This window comes from Lysinibacillus sp. NPDC098008 (assembly GCF_044760715.1).
Taxonomy (GTDB): Bacteria; Bacillota; Bacilli; order Bacillales_A; family Planococcaceae; genus Lysinibacillus.
The window spans coordinates 388,660-406,424 of sequence record NZ_JBIWBA010000002.1; the positions used below are offsets into that span (position 1 = coordinate 388,660).

Below are 17,765 nucleotides of genomic sequence, written 5' to 3' on the forward strand. Positions count from 1 at the left end.
TAGCTTTCCACTTTACATTTTGTATGTGGCATCGTAAAGCTCTTTTCTTAATCTTATTATGTAAAAAAGAAGCATGCTTGCATAGAACTGTAAGCATACTTCTGTTCATTTATATAAGCTATTCGTATGGAAGTTTTTATAATGATTAAGCTGGATTTACTTCTAGTTCAACAGAAATTTTAATGTCTTTGCCAACAAGAACGCCACCTGTTTCTAATGCTGCATTCCATGTTAAGCCGAAATCTTCACGATTAATTGTTGCTTCTGCTTCAAATCCATAAACTTCTTGCCCCCATGGATTTGTACCTTTGCCATTAAATTCTGTATCGAATGTTACAGATTTAGTAACACCTTTAATTGTTAAATCACCTGTTACTGCGTATGAATCGCCTGATTTTTTGGCAATATTTGTTGATTGGAATGTAATTGTTGGGTACTGCTCCGTATCAAAGAAATCAGCCGATTTTAAGTGATTATCACGATCTTCGCTGCGTGTATTAATGCTTGCTGGATCAATTGTAAAGCTAATGTTAGCTGTTGTTAAATCTGCAAGGTCTGCAGCTTCAATATTTGCTGAGTATGTGTCAAATACACCTTTTACTTTTGATACCATCATATGCTTTACCTGAAAGTTAATTGCTGAGTGTCCTAAATCGATGTTCCATTTTGCCATTATAAATTCCTCCAGTTAGGTTGATTTTATCTCGATTCCGAGATATATTTTAAAATATGAAGTAACTACATTACTTATGTTACCCCGATTTTTTTAAGGTAAACACTATAGTTACTTAATTTGCTTCCGTTTTTCCGTTATAAAAAGCAATCAATTACTTTATGTAACCTACTATATATTAATAATTTCATTACGTCAAGTAATTAAATATAAATTTTTTGTAAAGCAGATAGATAAAGTCATAGTCTATAATATGCTATTTAGCAAAAACCTCAAAAATACCAATAATAATTAGCAGCCATCCTGCAATCACGGTGGAATAGCTACCGATAAATGTTTTGGCTAGTAAGGAACCAAAACGACTGCCTACCCCAATAGTAATAAATGAAAAAACACCAATCGACATAACCATCCATAGGGCAGAAATGCCATTCGCACCAATCGCAATTCCCCCTGCTAAGCAATTCGCAGATAAAACAAAGCCAAGTGCCATTGCCTCTCGAATCGAAATCACTAAATTTTTATCCCCATCAAATAATTCAGGATTACCTGCTATTCGTTGGTTCGAAAAGCTATTCGATAGTAATGTCCACACACCGATCACACATAATAATAAACTCCCTAATAAATTGGCTATATACGGCGAAATATATAACACAACTGTGCTACCAGCTGTCACAGCAACATATGTAACAAGCATCGCTATCAGAGCAATGACCGCATTCGATAAAATAGGGATTTTTACTTGCTTTATTCCGTAGGCTAGGCTAATTCCTAAATTATCTAAATTTGCGGCAATGCCTATGAGAATAATCGTAATCCAATGCACACTAGATCCCCTCCCATTAAGTCCCTATTTTCACCTATCATATGTCATATCCATAAAATTTTATGGGCTTATTGACAAAAGTAACAACTTATTTATAAAATTAAGTTGTTACTTGTAATTTTCATACAGAAAAAATAATGTTATGGTTCTTAAGGGGGATTTTTATGAGATCTTGTCGATTATGGGGAATAGGGTTAGCTGTTTTTTGTTTGTTCGTTTTAGCTGCATGTGGTTCAACTAATACAGAAACTGAGAATAATGCTAACAAAGAAATTAATTTAGCATATGTAGAATGGGATACAGAGGTTGCCTCTACCCATGTAGTAGGGCAGGTTTTAGAGGATTTAGGCTATCGTGTTACACTTACACCATTAGATAATGGAATTATGTGGGAAGCACTCGCGAATGGAGAGGTCGATGGCATGGTATCTGCTTGGTTACCACAAACACATGCTCCACAGGTAGAGAAATATAACGATAAAATTGATAATCTAGGAGAAAATTTAACAGGTGCAAAAATTGGCTTAGTTGTGCCAAGCTATATGGATGTAGACTCTATCGAAGATTTAACAAATCAAGCCAATCAAACGATTACAGGCATTGAGCCAGGAGCTAATATGATGGCTACAACAGAAAATGCTTATCAAGAATATCCAAATCTAAAAGACTGGCATGTTTTAACGTCTTCTGCTGGTGCAATGACGGCTGCACTTAGCCAAGCCATCGCTAATAACGAAGAAATCGTTATTACAGGTTGGTCACCCCACTGGATTTTTAATGCCTATGATTTAAAATATTTAGATGATCCAAAGGGCTTATATGGTGTTGAGGAGTATATTGGTACATTTGCACGCAATGGCTTACAAGAGGATGATCCTGAAGCATACAGTGTCCTTCAAAATTTCCACTGGACTGCTGAAGATATAGAAAGTGTGATGTTTGATATTATGGAAGGAATGAGTGCCACAGATGCTGCGAAGAAATGGATTGACAACAATCCAGACAAGGTAGCCGACTGGACAAAAGATGCTCAAGCATAACATAGAAAAATCCATTTACTTTACGACGAGTAAATGGATTTTTTGTTTAGTTCATTACCTCTGGATGGAAGCCATCTTTTTGGAAGTAATTCTCATGTGACCAAATATTTAATTTTGCAGCCTGTGCTGCTTGCTGAATCTCTCGAAACTCTTCTTCAAATGTATTATTTGGCTTATGAATAAAGCGTACAGCAGCAAGCCCCTCCTGCAATAAGGCTTCCTGCAATAGGACATCATCTACAAAAACATAGGCAAGCAAACGATCATAATTATCTGCTTCTGGCCCAACATCATAGACTGCTTCAATCTTTTTAGCATTTTCCAATAAATCCATTGTATAGTTCTTCGCTTGTTCAGCATACGGCTGGGCTTCACCTTTGTTATAATTCATTTCTGGCGTATCCACCATTAACAGTCGAATCTTTTGCTTATTATCATCAACTGTCACCTGAAGGGTATCCCCATCATAAGCTTTTATATATGCTACATCAAAACGCTTATTCCCTGTTTTTTCCTCTACTTGTTCAATACTGATTATGCCTTGTTGTTCTGTAGCCGTTTTTGTATCTTCTTCAGCAGGAGATTTGCCAAATATCATATACAAAGCTACAGCAAGAATAATCGTACCGCTTGTTATTAATGTTTTTATATCTTGCATTTTCATATAGTAAGCCCCTTAACAACCTGTTATCTTTGTCCATTTATATAAGCTGCTCCACTCTTTATCCTAAAAGACAAAAAGTTTCACGCTGTTTCTATTGTAAAATATCAGGCTACTACATTCAAGCTATGTTGTTGAAACGGCTACCTAATGGTTCGTACAGATTGACCGTTGCCACACCATCTTGTCAGCTCTATTATCATAATTTTTGGTAACAGTATAAGAGCCTTCTCAAATTTTCCGAGAAGGCTCTGTTATTTATTAAATTTCATTATGTGATTTTGGCTTTGGACCAAGTTCCTCTGGTTCAATATCTGCAAATGTTCCGCCTTCTTCTTCTAGGTCACGCATGCGATGAGCGATACGGGAAGCTGCTGAAGCTGCAATACTAGCAACTAAATCATCTAAAAATGTATTTACATGATGTCCAGGCTCTGTATCAAGCTTTTTAATAATCCCTATTTTTTGCTTATCTAAATGACCAAAAGTTGTTACTGCAATGCTGCCATATGTAAAAACAGAACCTAGTGCAATTGTTTCATCTATACCGAATAAACCTTCATCGGATTCAACAATTTGCTGCAATGGTGAGGATAATAATTTTTTCTCCGCTAGTTCATCTAGCTCTATTCCTACTAATAAAGCATGTTGTACTTCTCGTTTACGTAATACACGTTCAACTGAATGAATACAATGCTCCAATGTTAGGCCCTCATTATAGGATTTTTGCATCTCATAAACAATTTTAGCGATATCCTCTATCGTTACACCTCTGCGATTTAACGCGGCCTGCGCTGCCTTTGCTACTTCATCAGAGTGTACACGTATACTTTTATTATGCATATCTAACCCTCATTTCTTTTTTATTGCTAGTTAGTGCTAGCCCAACCTATTATACCTTTACTTTCGTAATATGGTACAATTTTGTCACAAACATAAGAAGGAGTGTCATCATTGGATAAGGGAACAGTACAGGATTTAACATTTTATAGTGCAGCATTACAGGAAGAATTACAACTCTATATTTATGTTCCTGCAAATTATTCTCCATTATATAAATACAATATTTTAATTGCATCAGATGGAAAAGACTATTTTCAGCTTGGTGGCATTACAAAACTTGCTGATGAATTAATTGATGATTATGAAATTGAAAATTTAATTATCGCCTTTGTACCTTACAAAGATATTAAAGATCGACGTCATAAATATTTGCCAAGCGGTGAACAACATGAAGCCTATTTGCGCTTTTTAGCACATGAGCTTGTGCCCTATTTAGATAATGAGTTTGCCACGTATCAAATGGGAATGAGCCGTGGCGTTATCGGCGACTCAATGGCTGCCACTGCTTCCTTAATGGCTGCATTGAAATACCCAAGCATCTTTGGCAAGGTTATTTTACAATCACCATATGTGGATGAAGAGGTTTTACAAGCCGTTGAAAACTTTAAAGACCCAGGAGCTATTTCAATTTACCATATCGTAGGAAAAGAAGAAAATCAGGTTGTTACAATGGATAAAACGGTCAAAGACTTTTTAACACCAAATCGTCAGCTACATGACCTTATGATAAAGAAAGGGTTTTCTATATTTTATGATGAGTTTGATGGCAATCATACATGGAAATATTGGAAACCAGACCTTCGACGCGCATTAATTGAAAATTTCAATTAATATTAACGCATTCAAATTACGAAAGGCGAAATTTCTGTTATACTTAAATAGAAAAATTGTTTATTTTCGGGAGGTAATGGACTATGAAGTACGGTATTGTGGCATTTCCATCAAAAAAATTGCAAGATTTAGCGAACACGTATCGCAAACGATATGACCCTCATTATGCGAAAATTACTCCGCATATGACGTTAAAGGACAGCTTTGAGGCATCTGAAGAGGAAATTCAGACGATCGTCAAGCAATTGGATGAACTTGCTGCTAAGCATGCACCTTTAAATATTCATGCATCACGCATAAGTTCGTTTTTCCCTACAACAAATGCGATTTACTTCCGCATTGAGCCAACTGAACAATTAGCAGCATTCCAACGCGAACTTCAGAAAAAAATCCCATATGGGGAAATGAAGCATGTCTTTGTTCCACATATTACAATTGCTCAAAAAATGTCAGACTCTGAGCATGATGACATTTTCGGTCAATTACGTATGACAGGCGTTGATGAAAAAGATATTATTGACCGTATTCATCTTTTATATCAATTAGAAGATGGCTCATGGACAACATACGAAACATTCCGTTTATCTGGAGCTGAGTAATCTATTGTATAAGGTTAAAATTGTGAAAACAAAGCAAGAGCATGATGATGCATTTGCCATTCGCAAAAAGGTCTTCGTTGAAGAGCAAGGAGTTCCGCTTCATTTAGAATATGATGCAGAGGATGCGGCTGCAACGCATTTTATTATGTATGAGGATGATAAGCCTATTGGAGCAGCACGTTTACGCAGTATTGACAATACTGTAGCAAAAATTGAACGTGTCTGTATTTTACAAGACCAACGCGGTAAAAAGCTTGGCGCTTTAATGATGAAGGAAATGGAGAGCTACGCTATTTCAATGCAGATCAAAACATTAAAGCTTCATGCAGAAAGCTATGCCATCCCATTTTATGAAAAGCTCGGCTATGTAGTAACATCTCCTGAATTTATGGATGCGGGTATCCCACATCGCGCTATGGAGAAAAAAATATAATCAAAGGGTGTTACGACAATGCACACTGCATATCGTAACACCTTTTTTCTAGAGCTTGCCTCGCAACAAGCGGCTTTTCCCTTTAAATATGCCATATGCTACTTCATCATTCTAGTAATTTTATCAAAATCTAGTGATGCACCATCCTGAATAATAGATTGTACTAGTTTATCTTCTAATTCTTGCGTAATTGATCTATTAGAAACTTTCGCTACACGTCGTACAATTTTTCTTACGTGTTTTTCACTTGTAAAATCCGCATGTTGAATCGCATTCGCTAATGCGAAAATTTCATCCATCGATACACCTGTTTTTTGCTCAATTGAATTAAAAAGCGAGCGATGCATGTTTTCCCTCCTATCGTCTAAACTTCAATACATCCTGCCCAAAATATTTTGCAAATGGTGGAGGCTTTAGCTTTTAAAATTAAAGCTAAAGCCGTTATTGTGATGATTCAATTAGATATAAGTAGCGCCAACAATAATTAAAAGGATAAATAGGACAACAATTAAAACAAATGTTGAGCCATAGCCATAGTTGTTATCTCCACCACAATAGCTATTGTTCCACCCACCAACATTATTTCCATACGGTTGTGAGCACCAGCCTTGATATCCCATAAAAGCACCCCTCCCTTCTACAACCTATAATATGTTTTGGTCATAGCAATGGGAGGGGTATTCGTCTAGTCAATATTGCCTTTAGGTTTAAATATTAATGCACCAATAAAGCCAAAGACAATGGCTGCACTGATGCCTGAGCTTGTTACTTCAAACATGCCTGTTAGCACGCCGACAAGCCCATGCTTCTCTGCCTCTGCCACAGCCCCGTGTGTTAAAGAATTGCCAAAGGAAGTAATGGGCACTGTAGCACCTGCTCCAGCGAAGTCAATAAGCGGCTCATATAAGCCCATGCCATCCAGTATAGCGCCTAGTACCACTAATGTACTTAATGTATGCGCTGGCGTTAAATTTCCTACATCCATTAATAATTGCCCTATAACGCAAATAATGCCTCCAACGATAAATGCAAATACAAATGTCATCACCATAGTTTTTGCCTCATTTCATTGTAATTTCAATTGCATGTGCCGTACATGGTATGGTTTCCCCTTGTTGATACGATAATGGTGATAGTAATGCACCTGTCGCCACAAGTAATACACGCTTATAGCTACCTGCTCGCATTTGCTGTAGAACATAACTAAAAAAAACAGCTGCCGAACAGCCTGCTCCACTTGCCCCAGATTGAAATGCTTCATCTTGTCCATAAAATTCAGCACCTGCATCACGTAAAAATGTTAGCTCCTCATTTTTTACACCATTTTCAACGAACATCCCTTTTAACAGCTTTAAGCCTAGCTGCCCTAAGTCACCCGTTAAAATTAAATCATAATGATAAATTTTTTGATTGCGCTGTTGTAAATGATCTTGAATGGTTTGAAAGGCAGCTGGAGCCATTGCTGCCCCCATATGGAATGGATCATCCATGCCATAATCAATGGACTTACCAACTGTTGCCGCTTCTATAGTAGGGTATTCCTCATGATGTTTGCCAATTAACGCATAGCCAGCAGCAGTTACTGTCCATTGTGCTGTTTGGGGCTTTTGTGCACCATAGTTAATCGGATAGCGGAATTGGCGCTCAATCGAGTTATGTTGGCTGGATGCACCAGCGAGTGAAAAATTAGCTGCACCTAGCTCTGTTAGTAAGCATGCAATAATAACGGAGGATACAGAGGTTGCACATGCAGAAAATAAACCGATAAAGGGAATTGCTAAATCTCTAGCAGCAAAATTAGTTGGTGTCATTTGATTGACTAGATCGCCACCCATAAGATAATTAACATCGCTACGTTGGATATCCATTTTTTTCATCGCAAACTCACAAGCCTCTTCAATCATTTTACGATGCCCTTGCTCGTTTGTTTTCATTTGCCAACGTTCATCATCATAGAGAGCATCAAAATACTGACTAAAAATACTACGATTCTCCAATGGACCTGCTACAACCCCACCTGCTAACAGGGATGGCTTCGATTGAAAAACAATTACCATGAAACCACTCCCATCGTCACAAGAATATATTTAATAAGCGCAACAAAAAAAGCTGACACAACACCAAATAACACAACAGATCCTGCTAGCTTAAATAAATTACTACCAACGCCTAATACTAAGCCTTCTGATCGATGTTCAATTGCTGCGGAAATAACAGCATTACCAAAGCCTGTTACTGGCACCGCTGAGCCTGCACCAGCAAATTGACCAATTCTTTTATATAGTCCAAGTCCTGTTAAAAGCATGGCAAAGAATACCATCGTTGCTACAGTTGGGTTGCCCGCTGTTGCTTCTGTAAAATTGAAGAAAATCATATAAAAAAGGGATACAGCTTGTCCAATTGCACAAATAAAGCCACCAACGAAAAATGCCTTTGCGATATTTTTTAAATAAGGTGGCTTTGGTGTAACATATTGCTCCAACTGCTGATATTGCTCTTTTTCCATTTATGTTTCCTCCTTTGCAAGCTTTATTAGTTTTTTAATTTTATCGTTCAGCTTATTATCTTCAATTTGATCCTTTTTTATTTTGTTGGCCTCATAAAAAATTTTATAATCTGCTGACACAAAGACGTCCTTGTTTGGATATTGCTTTTCAAATTTCTTTTGTAATTTTTTCTCCAGCTTAGCCTTTCTCCACTTATCCCATGGTTTAATTTGCACTGCAACAAGCATACTATCGTCATACTGGATAACCGTTGTACGATCCACAAAGTCTTCTTCTTTAATAAGGGCTTCGACTTCTTCCTCATTTTGTGGTGAACCATAGACAATAAATTTTTCTTTTTCAGCACAACCATTTAACAGCATTAAAACGACTAAGAGAGGTAATGTTTTTCCTAGTAGCCTCAAGTTTTACCCTCCTTTTCTTTACAGTTTCACCACAATAAAAAAAACTATTCATACGAAGAACATATACGAAAGCCCGAGTCCAAATTTCAAAAGTACATATTGTAGAAGTAGTAACAAGGAAAGGAGGTGACAATATGGGTTGTGGTAAGCCAACAAATCCTATTGGACCAATCCAATCAGCAGGCTGCGTTTGTGACGTAGTTCGCGCTATTTTAGATATTCAAAATCAAGCGGTGCGAGATGAGTGTTCCCCATGTACAGCTAACTGTTTCTTAGAGCCACTAGGCGGAATTGTAAGTCCCGCTCGCTCTCATGCAGATACACGTGTATTTATGTTAATTACAAAAGATGGTACTCCATTTAAAGCTTTCTTTAATTCTCCAACAGCAGATCCTTGTATTTGTACATCTGTCTTCTTCCGTGTAGAAGATATGTTTGATGAGTGCTGTGCAACTTTACGTGTTTTAGAGCCATTATGTACATTTGACTCTAGCGAAAGTACAGTAGACTTATTAAGCCGTGACGGTTGTTGCGTAAACATGAAAAAAATCTGCAAAGTAGATGACTGGAACTCAACAGATAGCTGTATCACTGTAGATTTATCTTGCTTCTGCGCTGTACAATGTATCGCTGATGTTGACTTAGGGATTTGTGACTAATTTTTTCACCTTTGACACACACACATAAAAAAGTGTACAGCATCCTCTGCTGTACACTTTTTTTACAATGTTGGCAATTTCTTTCCACGCCAAAGTATTTGTTGTATATCTTCAAAATAAATGATTTCCTGTGTTTTTAATTCTAATGATGTCAACATTAAAGAATCCTTTTGGACATCTGAGGCAGTACCCGTTAATTTTCTTCCATCCTTCAAGCAAACTAACAATGGTTGATAGGCTTTTTGACGAAACGGCTTTTCTAAAAATTGAAGCTGCTTTAGCAAGTACGGATCAATTTGTATATCCTCTGCTCGCTCTTCATTCGCCGCCGGGTTATCATATACATGATCCTTTACATAGACAGACGTACTTTCATCCAAATCAAGCTCATGCAACATCTTTGAAATATTTAAGAAGTACGATGGTGATTTTATAAACAAGCGTGGCTCTCGACTCACATTACTCACTTCCCTTTTTTCCATACAATATGCGAAAGCAAGTCATTTGGTTCTTAGCCTATTTGACTTAGGAAAACTGTTGCTAGCCCTAAGTAAATTAAAATACTTGTAATATCATTTAATGTTGTAATAAAAGGACCTGATGCAACGGCTGGGTCAATTTTTAGTCGATGCATTAATAGTGGAATAAATGATCCTGCTAATGTTGCCACTAAAATCGAGCCACAGAGCGCTGCCCCTACTAGCATACCTAAAACAAGTTCATGCTTCCAAAAATAAACGATGCCGATCACAATTAATCCACAGACAACGCCTGACATTAAACCTGTGCCCGCTTCACGAAAAAGCAGCTTAAATTTACTATGCTCTTCAACATCCCCTGTTGCAATTCCTCGTATTGCCACGGCTAATGCTTGTGTGCCGCTATTCCCTGATGTTCCTGAAATCAATGGGATAAATACGGCAAGCAGTGCCACCTTATCTAAGGTATCCTCAAATTGTCCCATTAAATTAGCTGTCAGCATACCTAAAAATAATAACACGACAAGCCAAGGTAAACGCTTCTTAGCTGCTTGTAATGGTGTGACATCAAATTTATCCATATCGGAGATACCGGCTAATTTAGAGTAATCCTCCGAAGCCTCTTCATCAATAACGTCAATGATATCATCGACTGTAATAATACCAAGCAATTCGCCCTGATGATCAATAACAGGTGTTGCTAAGAAATTATAATCTTTCATAATTTGTGCAACTTCTTCTTGGTCATCATCCACATGTACCATAACAACACGTTCATTCATAATGGAACGAATAAGCGTATCCTCATCTGCAATAATTAAATCTCGTAGTGAAACAACGCCTGTTAAACGATGATTTTCATCCACCACAAAAATATAATAAATTGTTTCTGCATCTGGTGCTTCTTTTCGTAAAATCGTCATTGCTGAACGCACAGTTGAATTTTCTGGAATAGCTACATATTCCGTGGTCATAATGGAACCAGCTGTATACTCGCTATAGCTTAACAGCTCATTAATTTCATCTGCTGTTTCCTCATCCATCATTTCCAAATAGCTTTCTCGCTGTGCTAAATCTAATTCATTTAAAACATCTGCTGCATCATCTGCATACATATGAGAAAGCATCTCTGCACCATAGGATGGGTCCATTTCAGCAAGGTATGCTTTATACTCATCATCTTCAATATCGATTGCCTCAAAAATATCAGCCATTTCTGTCGGAGACAAGAACGAATAGATGATCTTCCTTATATCAGGTTCCACCTTTTCATAAAACGTTGCCTGATCATATGGATGAAGCTCTAAAAACTCATCACGGAATGCGTCAATATTATGTGCTTCGAGCATTTCTCGTAAATGTGCCTCGTCAAATTGCACATCATCCTTTTCATTTCTTTCCTCTATCATGCTTGTCCCCTCCTTCCGAGCTTTTAATCATTATTACGGGCAATGCCGTAAATCCACCTTCTATATAATAGAGTGATTATACTTTTTCTGCAAACCCTTTTTATTTTATTATAATCAGTTTCTACAATTTAATTTTCTAGCCAACTATCATTGAAAAATAACATAAATCCTCTATTTTACTATACATTATCTTCATTATTTCTTTGTTAATAGGTCGTTAACTTATCATTGAATAAATTCGAATACAACTATTACCACATAATTAAAATAAACGGGCTTTTCACCTTAAAAATATTTGTATTTCTCACTTATTTAAAGTTATTAAGAACATAGCTGCTTGAAAAATGATAAGGAGATGCCCGTTTGCGCGAACATCTCCTTTATGATGAAGATAACTTTAAATAGAGGATTCCTTTAGCAATGTAAGCATATCTTGATTAAGCATACTTGTAAGCTGCAATGGCTGATTTGTTAATGGGTGCGCCATCTGGAGGGATACACAATGTAGAGCTTGACGGTCAATATAATCACGGCTTCCTCCATAAAGATCATCACCAACAAGTGGATGCCCAAGATAGGACATATGTACACGAATTTGATGTGTACGTCCTGTATGCAATTGAAGGCGTACATATGTCATTGGTTCAGAAGCAAGAACAAAGCGTTTTAATACAGTAACATCTGTATGTGCATATTGCCCATCCTCACATACCTCTCGCTCAATAATGCTCGTTATTTTACGACCTATGGGTGCTATAATGGATTGGCTATCCTGCTCGATATGCCCATGCACAATTGCTTCATATTGCCTTGAAATTTCCCTATTACGCTGTGCAAGCCCTGTTAAATGATGAATATGTGCATGCTTTGCAATACAAAGTAAGCCTGATGTATCACGATCCAGCCTTGTGACAATATGAGCGGTGGATGCTAAGCCTTGCTGCTGAAAATGGCCGCAAACAATATTGGCAATGCTACCAGTTGGATGCTCTCGTGAGGGAATCGTATTTTGATGGGCTGGCTTATCAATCACTAAAATAGCTTCATCCTCATAAACAATGTTTAAATGACCATGCTCAATCGTTAGCCCCTCACTTTTTTCCTCTGGTGGAAAAGTTACTTCCACACAATCGCCCAGCTGAAGAATATATCTAACATTGCGCTCCACACCATTAACGGTTAATAGGCCGCCCTCAAATTTAATAGCTGTTAACGCACGTTTAGAAATACGCCATTCTTGCAATGCCTCTCTTAATAGCTGACCATCCTTTTGGACGATAAACCGCAATGTAAATCTTGTATCCTTCATTTTATTCATTTGCAACAAATGATTCATGCACACGCTCCCAGAATGGGAATGGACGGAAGCGCGCAAAACGTACTTTTTCATTTGCAACATTAAAAGCAATCGCCTTGACATCACCCTGTGTAATTTGCAAATGGTCAACAGTCATATTAAAGTTTTGGTCATTTACTGGGCGCAATACACAATGATGGTGTGCTGGTAAAATTAATGGTGAGCCAACTGTTCGAAACACACGATTATTAATCGATGCAATTTCAGTTACTTGGAGCGCTGCTAATGTTGGATGGATAATGGCTCCACCAAGCGCTTTATTATAGGCTGTACTACCAGAAGGCGTTGACACGCAAAGACCATCTCCTCGGAAACGCTCAAATTGGTTGCCATTTAACTCAACATCCATTACAAGTGTAACATCAGGTGATTTGACAGTAGCTTCATTTAAGGCGAGATACGTATTGGAGGCAGCGTTATGATGCTCTACCTTCACCTCTAATAATGGATACTCCACAACATTAAAGTCCTTTTTTGCAATGGACAGCACTAGCTTTTCTAATTCAGATGGTTTCCAATCCGCATAAAAGCCTAAATGCCCTGTATGGATACCGACAAACGCCACTTGGTCTAATAGATGCAAATAGCGATGAAAGGCATGTAAAAGTGTTCCGTCTCCACCTATTGAAACAACAATTTCTGGTGTTTCCTCATCATACGTTAGACCGAAATCCTGTAAATAGGTTTTAGCTAGCTCTGTTAGTTCATTGGATTGCGCATCTCTACGTGATTGAATCGAAAATTTCATTGTGTGTCACGCTCCTTCTCTGATAGTAAACTAGGATTCGATGCTTCTTTATACTCGCTAAAATAAGCCTGCGCCTCTTGAATTTCACTGCGAATCGATGACATTTCTTCATCCAAACGAAATGCTGCTTCTGCCGCACTTTGTAAACGATTTTTAATTTCCTCTGGAAACATGCCTTTATATTTATAGTTTAAAGAATGCTCAATCGATGCCCAGAAATTCATCGCAAGTGTTCGTATTTGAATTTCAGCTAGCACTACCTTTTTCCCTTGAATCGTTTCAACAGGATATTCAACAATCATATGGTAGGAGCGATAGCCGCTTGGTTTATTATGCGTAATATAATCCCGTTCCTCCACAACGCGCATATCATTGCGTTGACGAATAAGCTCTGTAACAGTCGCAATATCATCAACAAATTGGCACATAATACGAAGCCCAGCAATATCACCAAGCTCATCACCAAGCTGTTTAGATGGCTCAAAGGCTAGTCCCTTTTCTAATGTTTTATCGTATATACTTGCTAAGGGCTTAACACGTCCTGTGACAAACTCAACTGGCGAATTGGTATTGATAATCCCAAACTGCGAACGCATCCCCTTTAGCTTTACTTTTAATTCATCTACTGCCTGTTTATAAGGACTTAAAAAGATTTCCCACTGTCCCATCGCAAAAACCTCCCGACATTCGATATCGAACACCGTCTGTTCGTTATGTCTTTCTATTCAGCAAGAATTGCTCTAAAATGTTGTTCCACTGCTTGGACAAATTCTGCCCCATAATTGAAATTTCCCTCAATATTATACACGAGCATTTCCAATTCTTCGTAGAAATTTGTCAGCTCAATACGTTCTTCCCCTAGTCGCAATATTGGGTTTTCTTTTTTTTGTAAAATATGTACAAGATTTTCCCAACTACTTGGTGGAAAACGCAAGTAATGATAGCCTTCACCTGCATCTAGTAAATAAATAAATGCAAAATCATCTGAATCTGCAATAAGCTGTCCAGCAGGTTTTAACTGTAAATTTCCTTCATTGTCGTTTAAACTAAAATGAAGTTGATCTTGTTCAAAATTCGATGTTTCTATTGTATAAATTTTACGCACATGCGGTTCCCCTTTTCGTTGTACTCTCCCTCTTATTTTAGCACACAGGGTAAATAGTTGCAGTGTGTAAATATTAAATCAAGCAAAACAATGAATGAAAAATAAAAAATAAAAGCGGTGAATATATATGACACAAGAAATTGAAATCGAGTTTAAAAATCTCCTAACAAAACAGCAATATGAGCAACTGTTACAAGCTTTCCATATCAACACAAATACTATCCATCGTCAAATAAATCATTATTTTGATACACCTACTCAAACACTAAAGAATCTACAAAGTGGGCTGCGTATTCGACAAATCAGTCACTATTATGAATGCACCCTTAAGGAAAAAAATGCAGAGCATGCCCATCTTGAAACAACGGATGAATTAACAGCAGAACAGGCGCAAAAAATGCTCAATGGCAAGGGCTTCTACGCACAGGAAGTAGCAAAACGACTGGCGCTTCACAATGTTCCATTAGAGCAATTAGATGTCTTCGGCTCCCTAACAACAGACCGTGTCGAAATTCCTTATAAAGAGGGACTTCTTGTTTTTGATCATTCTTACTATTTGCAGTGCGATGATTATGAGGTAGAATATGAAACAAATGATGCAATAAAAGGAAAGGCAATTTTCGAGGAATTTTTACAACTATATGGCATTCAAAAGCAAGCTACCGCTAAAAAAATTGCCCGCTTTATGAAGGCGCTACAAACACAAAAATCGTTATAATATCGCTCTAATCGTAAAAAAGGAAGGTGACTGACTCCTTGGATATCCAATCATTAAAATCTTTACTTGAAATTCAAGCACTTCAAACACTAGGAGCTACTACAAGTTCATCCACAAACAGTTTAACAAGCAATAATACAATCTTTTCTGACATGATTCAGGAAATACTAGGAGATGCATCGACAGCTAGCAATGCAAAATTATCGAGCTTACTTGCGACAGGTTCAACTAACTATACTGATTTTGCCAATCAGCTAGGGCAACTTGCTGCTTCATCAGATCAAAGCACATTGGAGTCACTGCTTTACAAAGGGTCTAATGCTGTATTTATACCTGAGTCCGTTAAGCAAGCATTAGCTAATCCTGCTACAACTAGCAAGACAGATACAAAGCTTGATTCCTATGTATCTGATCGTGTCATTGGCTCAACAGCCTATGCAAATGCATTGGCAGGAGCCAATCAGTATGCAGCGATTATTGAAAAAGCTGCGGCTACTTATAATGTACCTGCTAAGTTAATTGCAGCTGTTATCAAGCAGGAATCTAATTTTAATCCAACAGTTGTAAGTCGTGCAGGTGCACAGGGCTTAATGCAATTAATGCCGAAAACAGCGCAATATTTAGGTGTAACAAATACCTTTGATCCAGAGCAAAATATTATGGCTGGTGCTAACTATTTACGTCAAATGCTCGATAAATTTAACAACGACCCTACGCTAGCATTAGCTGCCTATAATGCAGGTGCTTCGCGTGTGACAAAATATGGAGGCATTCCACCTTTTAAAGAAACGCAGAATTATGTCAAAAAAGTAATGAATTACTTCACCGTGTAGGCACATTATTATGGTTTTTCCGCAAATTTCACCCTCTGTGGTGAAATTTGTGCGTTTGTAGCGAACAACAATTCGTAAGAGCGCTTTGTTTGTGTAAACGAAAAGACGTTGATAGAATGAAGGTAGTCACAAGAAATTCACATTTTAGTGATGATAAAGTATACAAGCTAATACTTTACGCTATAAAGAATAAAAGGAGCATATAACTTATGAGTCGAAAATACACTGTTCCTTATGAGGAGCTGGGAGCTGAAAAACTGTCAGAACTTATTCATGCTTTCTATAAAAGAGTTGCTCAGCATCCTGATCTTATTCCAATCTTTCCAAAAGATTTAACAGAAACAATTCGTAAACAAATTCAATTTCAAACACAATATTTAGGTGGACCCAATCTTTTTACTGAAGAACATGGGCATCCAATGATGCGTGCACGTCATATGAATTTTCCAATTACACCAGATCGTGCGCAAGCTTGGCTAGAATGTATGTCAGAGGCAATGGATGAGGTGGGCTTAGAAGGAAAGTTCCGCGAAACTTATTACCAACGTTTAGTATTAACAGCTCATCACATGGTTAATACGCCAAATGACGATGAGGGGGAATTGTTACGTGAATAATATTCAAATGCTACAGGAACCAACGCCAACGATTTCTACTGCTAATAAGCCAATTGAATTGTATATTTTCATAGACCCATTATGTCCTGAAGCTTTTAGTATGCAGGCTACTCTTCGCAAACTTCAGCTTGAGTACAATCATTACTTTACATGGCGCTTTGTGTTAAGCACAGAGCTTACTTCTTTAAACTGCCTAAGCAAGCGTGTCAAAGGTTGTATCTCAGGATTAGAGCTTGATATTAACCATCCTGTTTTACCATCCATTGCGATTAAAGCAGCCGAATTACAAGGAAAACGTGCAGGCGCACGCTATTTATCAAAGCTACAAGAATATGTCTTACTCAACTATCAAGATGTCAACTCCTATGCAACACTCTTAAAAATTGCCGAGGATGTCCAGCTTGATATGAACGAGTTTACGGTGGACTTTGGCTCAAAGGAAGCAGCACGAGCCTTTCAATGTGATTTATATATTAAGCGTGAAATGGAAGTTGATGAAGTGCCAAGCATTGTATTTTTCAATGAATGTATTGAAGATGAGGGACTAAAAGTTAGTGGCAGCTATGCCTATGAAATTTACGAACATATTTTACAAGAAATGTTGAGTGAGCAGCTTGTACGTCAGCCATTACCAACGATTGAGGACTTATTTTCTAAATTCCATACACTTTCTACAAATGAAATTGCCTTTATTTATTCATTAACAGAGCAAGCAGCGGAGCGTGAACTAAAGAAACGTATGCTGCAGCAAAAAATTGAACGAATCCAGACAACCCACGCTACATTATGGCGTCTTAAATAATAGTTTATGAGATAACAATAAGCTCACGTGCAAGGTATTGCACTGAGCTTTTTTTATTGTTACAGGATGCTTTTTTCTTGGATAAAAACGAAGAAGCGCCTCTATCCTCGATTGATAGAGACGCTTCTTTTTCACAAAGGGGATGGGAGAAATGTTCACGTTCAAACAAAGGGGTGTATGTTTGTTTTGTGATTTATTTCACAAGAATTACTTTATCA

Annotated in this window: 25 protein-coding genes; 9 read left to right on the plus strand and 16 right to left on the minus strand. The window is 37.6% G+C overall.

Features of this window, described 5'->3' with window-relative positions:
• Nucleotides 1-145: 145 nt before the first annotated feature.
• Together ACIQVU_RS04245 and ACIQVU_RS04250 are read right to left on the minus strand one after the other, a co-directional pair.
• Nucleotides 146-673 carry a YceI family protein gene (locus tag ACIQVU_RS04245; protein ID WP_340804480.1) on the minus strand — a complete coding sequence of 176 codons (528 nt, stop codon included), beginning with the start codon at nt 671-673 and terminating at the stop codon, nt 146-148.
• 256 nt (nt 674-929) lie between these two features.
• On the minus strand, nt 930-1,502 hold the full coding sequence (locus ACIQVU_RS04250) for a manganese efflux pump (RefSeq protein ID WP_340804479.1): 573 nt from the start codon (nt 1,500-1,502) through the stop codon (nt 930-932).
• Between the two features lie 164 nt (nt 1,503-1,666).
• Here ACIQVU_RS04250 and ACIQVU_RS04255 point away from each other — a divergent pair, with 164 nt between their 5' ends.
• Nucleotides 1,667-2,542: a glycine betaine ABC transporter substrate-binding protein gene (locus ACIQVU_RS04255; protein ID WP_340804478.1), complete on the plus strand. Its 876-nt coding sequence runs from the start codon at nt 1,667-1,669 to the stop codon at nt 2,540-2,542.
• 46 nt (nt 2,543-2,588) lie between these two features.
• Here the strand turns inward: ACIQVU_RS04255 and ACIQVU_RS04260 are convergent, their stop codons facing one another.
• Together ACIQVU_RS04260 and ACIQVU_RS04265 are read right to left on the minus strand one after the other, a co-directional pair.
• Nucleotides 2,589-3,206, minus strand: coding sequence for a thermonuclease family protein (locus ACIQVU_RS04260; RefSeq protein WP_340804477.1), 618 nt, complete (start codon nt 3,204-3,206; stop codon nt 2,589-2,591).
• Between the two features lie 258 nt (nt 3,207-3,464).
• Complete coding sequence (locus ACIQVU_RS04265; RefSeq protein WP_340804475.1) at nt 3,465-4,046, minus strand: phosphatidylglycerophosphatase A family protein; 582 nt, start codon at nt 4,044-4,046, stop codon at nt 3,465-3,467.
• A gap of 111 nt (nt 4,047-4,157) precedes the next feature.
• Here ACIQVU_RS04265 and ACIQVU_RS04270 point away from each other — a divergent pair, with 111 nt between their 5' ends.
• From ACIQVU_RS04270 to ACIQVU_RS04280, 3 genes are all read left to right on the plus strand, one after another.
• A complete protein-coding gene (locus tag ACIQVU_RS04270; protein WP_340804474.1) occupies nt 4,158-4,877 on the plus strand; it encodes an alpha/beta hydrolase in 720 nt (239 codons plus the stop codon).
• An 83-nt stretch (nt 4,878-4,960) separates the two neighbouring features.
• A complete protein-coding gene (locus tag ACIQVU_RS04275) occupies nt 4,961-5,476 on the plus strand; it encodes a YjcG family protein (RefSeq protein ID WP_340804472.1) in 516 nt (171 codons plus the stop codon).
• Between the two features lie 4 nt (nt 5,477-5,480).
• Nucleotides 5,481-5,909 carry a GNAT family N-acetyltransferase gene (locus ACIQVU_RS04280; RefSeq protein WP_340804470.1) on the plus strand — a complete coding sequence of 143 codons (429 nt, stop codon included), beginning with the start codon at nt 5,481-5,483 and terminating at the stop codon, nt 5,907-5,909.
• Nucleotides 5,910-6,007: 98 nt separating this feature from the next.
• Here ACIQVU_RS04280 and ACIQVU_RS04285 read toward each other — a convergent pair whose 3' ends face one another.
• The 6 genes from ACIQVU_RS04285 to ACIQVU_RS04310 all read right to left on the minus strand — a co-directional run bounded on the left by ACIQVU_RS04285 (nt 6,008) and on the right by ACIQVU_RS04310 (nt 8,820).
• Nucleotides 6,008-6,256, minus strand: coding sequence for a stage VI sporulation protein F (locus ACIQVU_RS04285; protein WP_340804469.1), 249 nt, complete (start codon nt 6,254-6,256; stop codon nt 6,008-6,010).
• A 111-nt stretch (nt 6,257-6,367) separates the two neighbouring features.
• Nucleotides 6,368-6,529, minus strand: a complete 162-nt coding sequence (locus ACIQVU_RS04290; protein WP_340804468.1) for a YjcZ family sporulation protein — start codon at nt 6,527-6,529, stop codon at nt 6,368-6,370.
• A gap of 65 nt (nt 6,530-6,594) precedes the next feature.
• Complete coding sequence (spoVAE, locus tag ACIQVU_RS04295) at nt 6,595-6,954, minus strand: stage V sporulation protein AE (protein ID WP_340808524.1); 360 nt, start codon at nt 6,952-6,954, stop codon at nt 6,595-6,597.
• A 16-nt stretch (nt 6,955-6,970) separates the two neighbouring features.
• The gene (locus tag ACIQVU_RS04300) at nt 6,971-7,966 is read right to left on the minus strand and encodes a stage V sporulation protein AD (protein WP_340804467.1); all 996 of its coding nucleotides are present in this window, start codon (nt 7,964-7,966) and stop codon (nt 6,971-6,973) included.
• Entirely contained in the window at nt 7,960-8,415 is a 456-nt protein-coding gene (gene spoVAC / locus ACIQVU_RS04305) for a stage V sporulation protein AC (RefSeq protein WP_340804466.1), read from the minus strand. Before spoVAC ends, ACIQVU_RS04300 begins: the two co-directional genes overlap by 7 nt.
• Entirely contained in the window at nt 8,416-8,820 is a 405-nt protein-coding gene (locus tag ACIQVU_RS04310) for a YhcN/YlaJ family sporulation lipoprotein (RefSeq protein WP_340804465.1), read from the minus strand.
• Between the two features lie 134 nt (nt 8,821-8,954).
• On the opposite strand from ACIQVU_RS04310, the gene ACIQVU_RS04315 reads away from it, so the two are divergent.
• Nucleotides 8,955-9,479, plus strand: coding sequence for a CotY/CotZ family spore coat protein (locus ACIQVU_RS04315; RefSeq protein WP_053993687.1), 525 nt, complete (start codon nt 8,955-8,957; stop codon nt 9,477-9,479).
• 62 nt (nt 9,480-9,541) lie between these two features.
• Here the strand turns inward: ACIQVU_RS04315 and ACIQVU_RS04320 are convergent, their stop codons facing one another.
• From ACIQVU_RS04320 to ACIQVU_RS04345, 6 genes are all read right to left on the minus strand, one after another.
• Entirely contained in the window at nt 9,542-9,937 is a 396-nt protein-coding gene (locus ACIQVU_RS04320) for a hypothetical protein (RefSeq protein WP_340804464.1), read from the minus strand.
• A 53-nt stretch (nt 9,938-9,990) separates the two neighbouring features.
• Complete coding sequence (gene mgtE / locus ACIQVU_RS04325) at nt 9,991-11,367, minus strand: magnesium transporter (protein ID WP_340804463.1); 1,377 nt, start codon at nt 11,365-11,367, stop codon at nt 9,991-9,993.
• 397 nt (nt 11,368-11,764) lie between these two features.
• A complete protein-coding gene (locus ACIQVU_RS04330; protein ID WP_402894022.1) occupies nt 11,765-12,703 on the minus strand; it encodes an RluA family pseudouridine synthase in 939 nt (312 codons plus the stop codon).
• On the minus strand, nt 12,678-13,472 hold the full coding sequence (locus ACIQVU_RS04335) for an NAD kinase (protein WP_340804460.1): 795 nt from the start codon (nt 13,470-13,472) through the stop codon (nt 12,678-12,680). Before ACIQVU_RS04335 ends, ACIQVU_RS04330 begins: the two co-directional genes overlap by 26 nt.
• Complete coding sequence (yjbM, locus tag ACIQVU_RS04340) at nt 13,469-14,140, minus strand: GTP diphosphokinase (RefSeq protein WP_340804458.1); 672 nt, start codon at nt 14,138-14,140, stop codon at nt 13,469-13,471. The genes ACIQVU_RS04335 and yjbM overlap by 4 nt, the downstream gene beginning before the upstream one ends.
• 53 nt (nt 14,141-14,193) lie before the next feature.
• A complete protein-coding gene (locus ACIQVU_RS04345; RefSeq protein ID WP_340804457.1) occupies nt 14,194-14,577 on the minus strand; it encodes a UPF0738 family protein in 384 nt (127 codons plus the stop codon).
• Between the two features lie 127 nt (nt 14,578-14,704).
• Between ACIQVU_RS04345 and ACIQVU_RS04350 the strand changes: the two genes are divergently transcribed.
• From ACIQVU_RS04350 to ACIQVU_RS04365, 4 genes are all read left to right on the plus strand, one after another.
• A complete protein-coding gene (locus tag ACIQVU_RS04350) occupies nt 14,705-15,295 on the plus strand; it encodes a CYTH domain-containing protein (RefSeq protein WP_340804456.1) in 591 nt (196 codons plus the stop codon).
• Between the two features lie 38 nt (nt 15,296-15,333).
• Nucleotides 15,334-16,128, plus strand: a complete 795-nt coding sequence (locus tag ACIQVU_RS04355; RefSeq protein WP_340804455.1) for a lytic transglycosylase domain-containing protein — start codon at nt 15,334-15,336, stop codon at nt 16,126-16,128.
• A gap of 209 nt (nt 16,129-16,337) precedes the next feature.
• Nucleotides 16,338-16,745 (plus strand): globin domain-containing protein, encoded by a 408-nt coding sequence (locus ACIQVU_RS04360; protein WP_340804454.1) that lies wholly within the window; start codon nt 16,338-16,340, stop codon nt 16,743-16,745.
• The gene (locus tag ACIQVU_RS04365) at nt 16,738-17,547 is read left to right on the plus strand and encodes a DsbA family protein (protein ID WP_340804453.1); all 810 of its coding nucleotides are present in this window, start codon (nt 16,738-16,740) and stop codon (nt 17,545-17,547) included. Before ACIQVU_RS04360 ends, ACIQVU_RS04365 begins: the two co-directional genes overlap by 8 nt.
• Nucleotides 17,548-17,765: the final 218 nt, after the last annotated feature.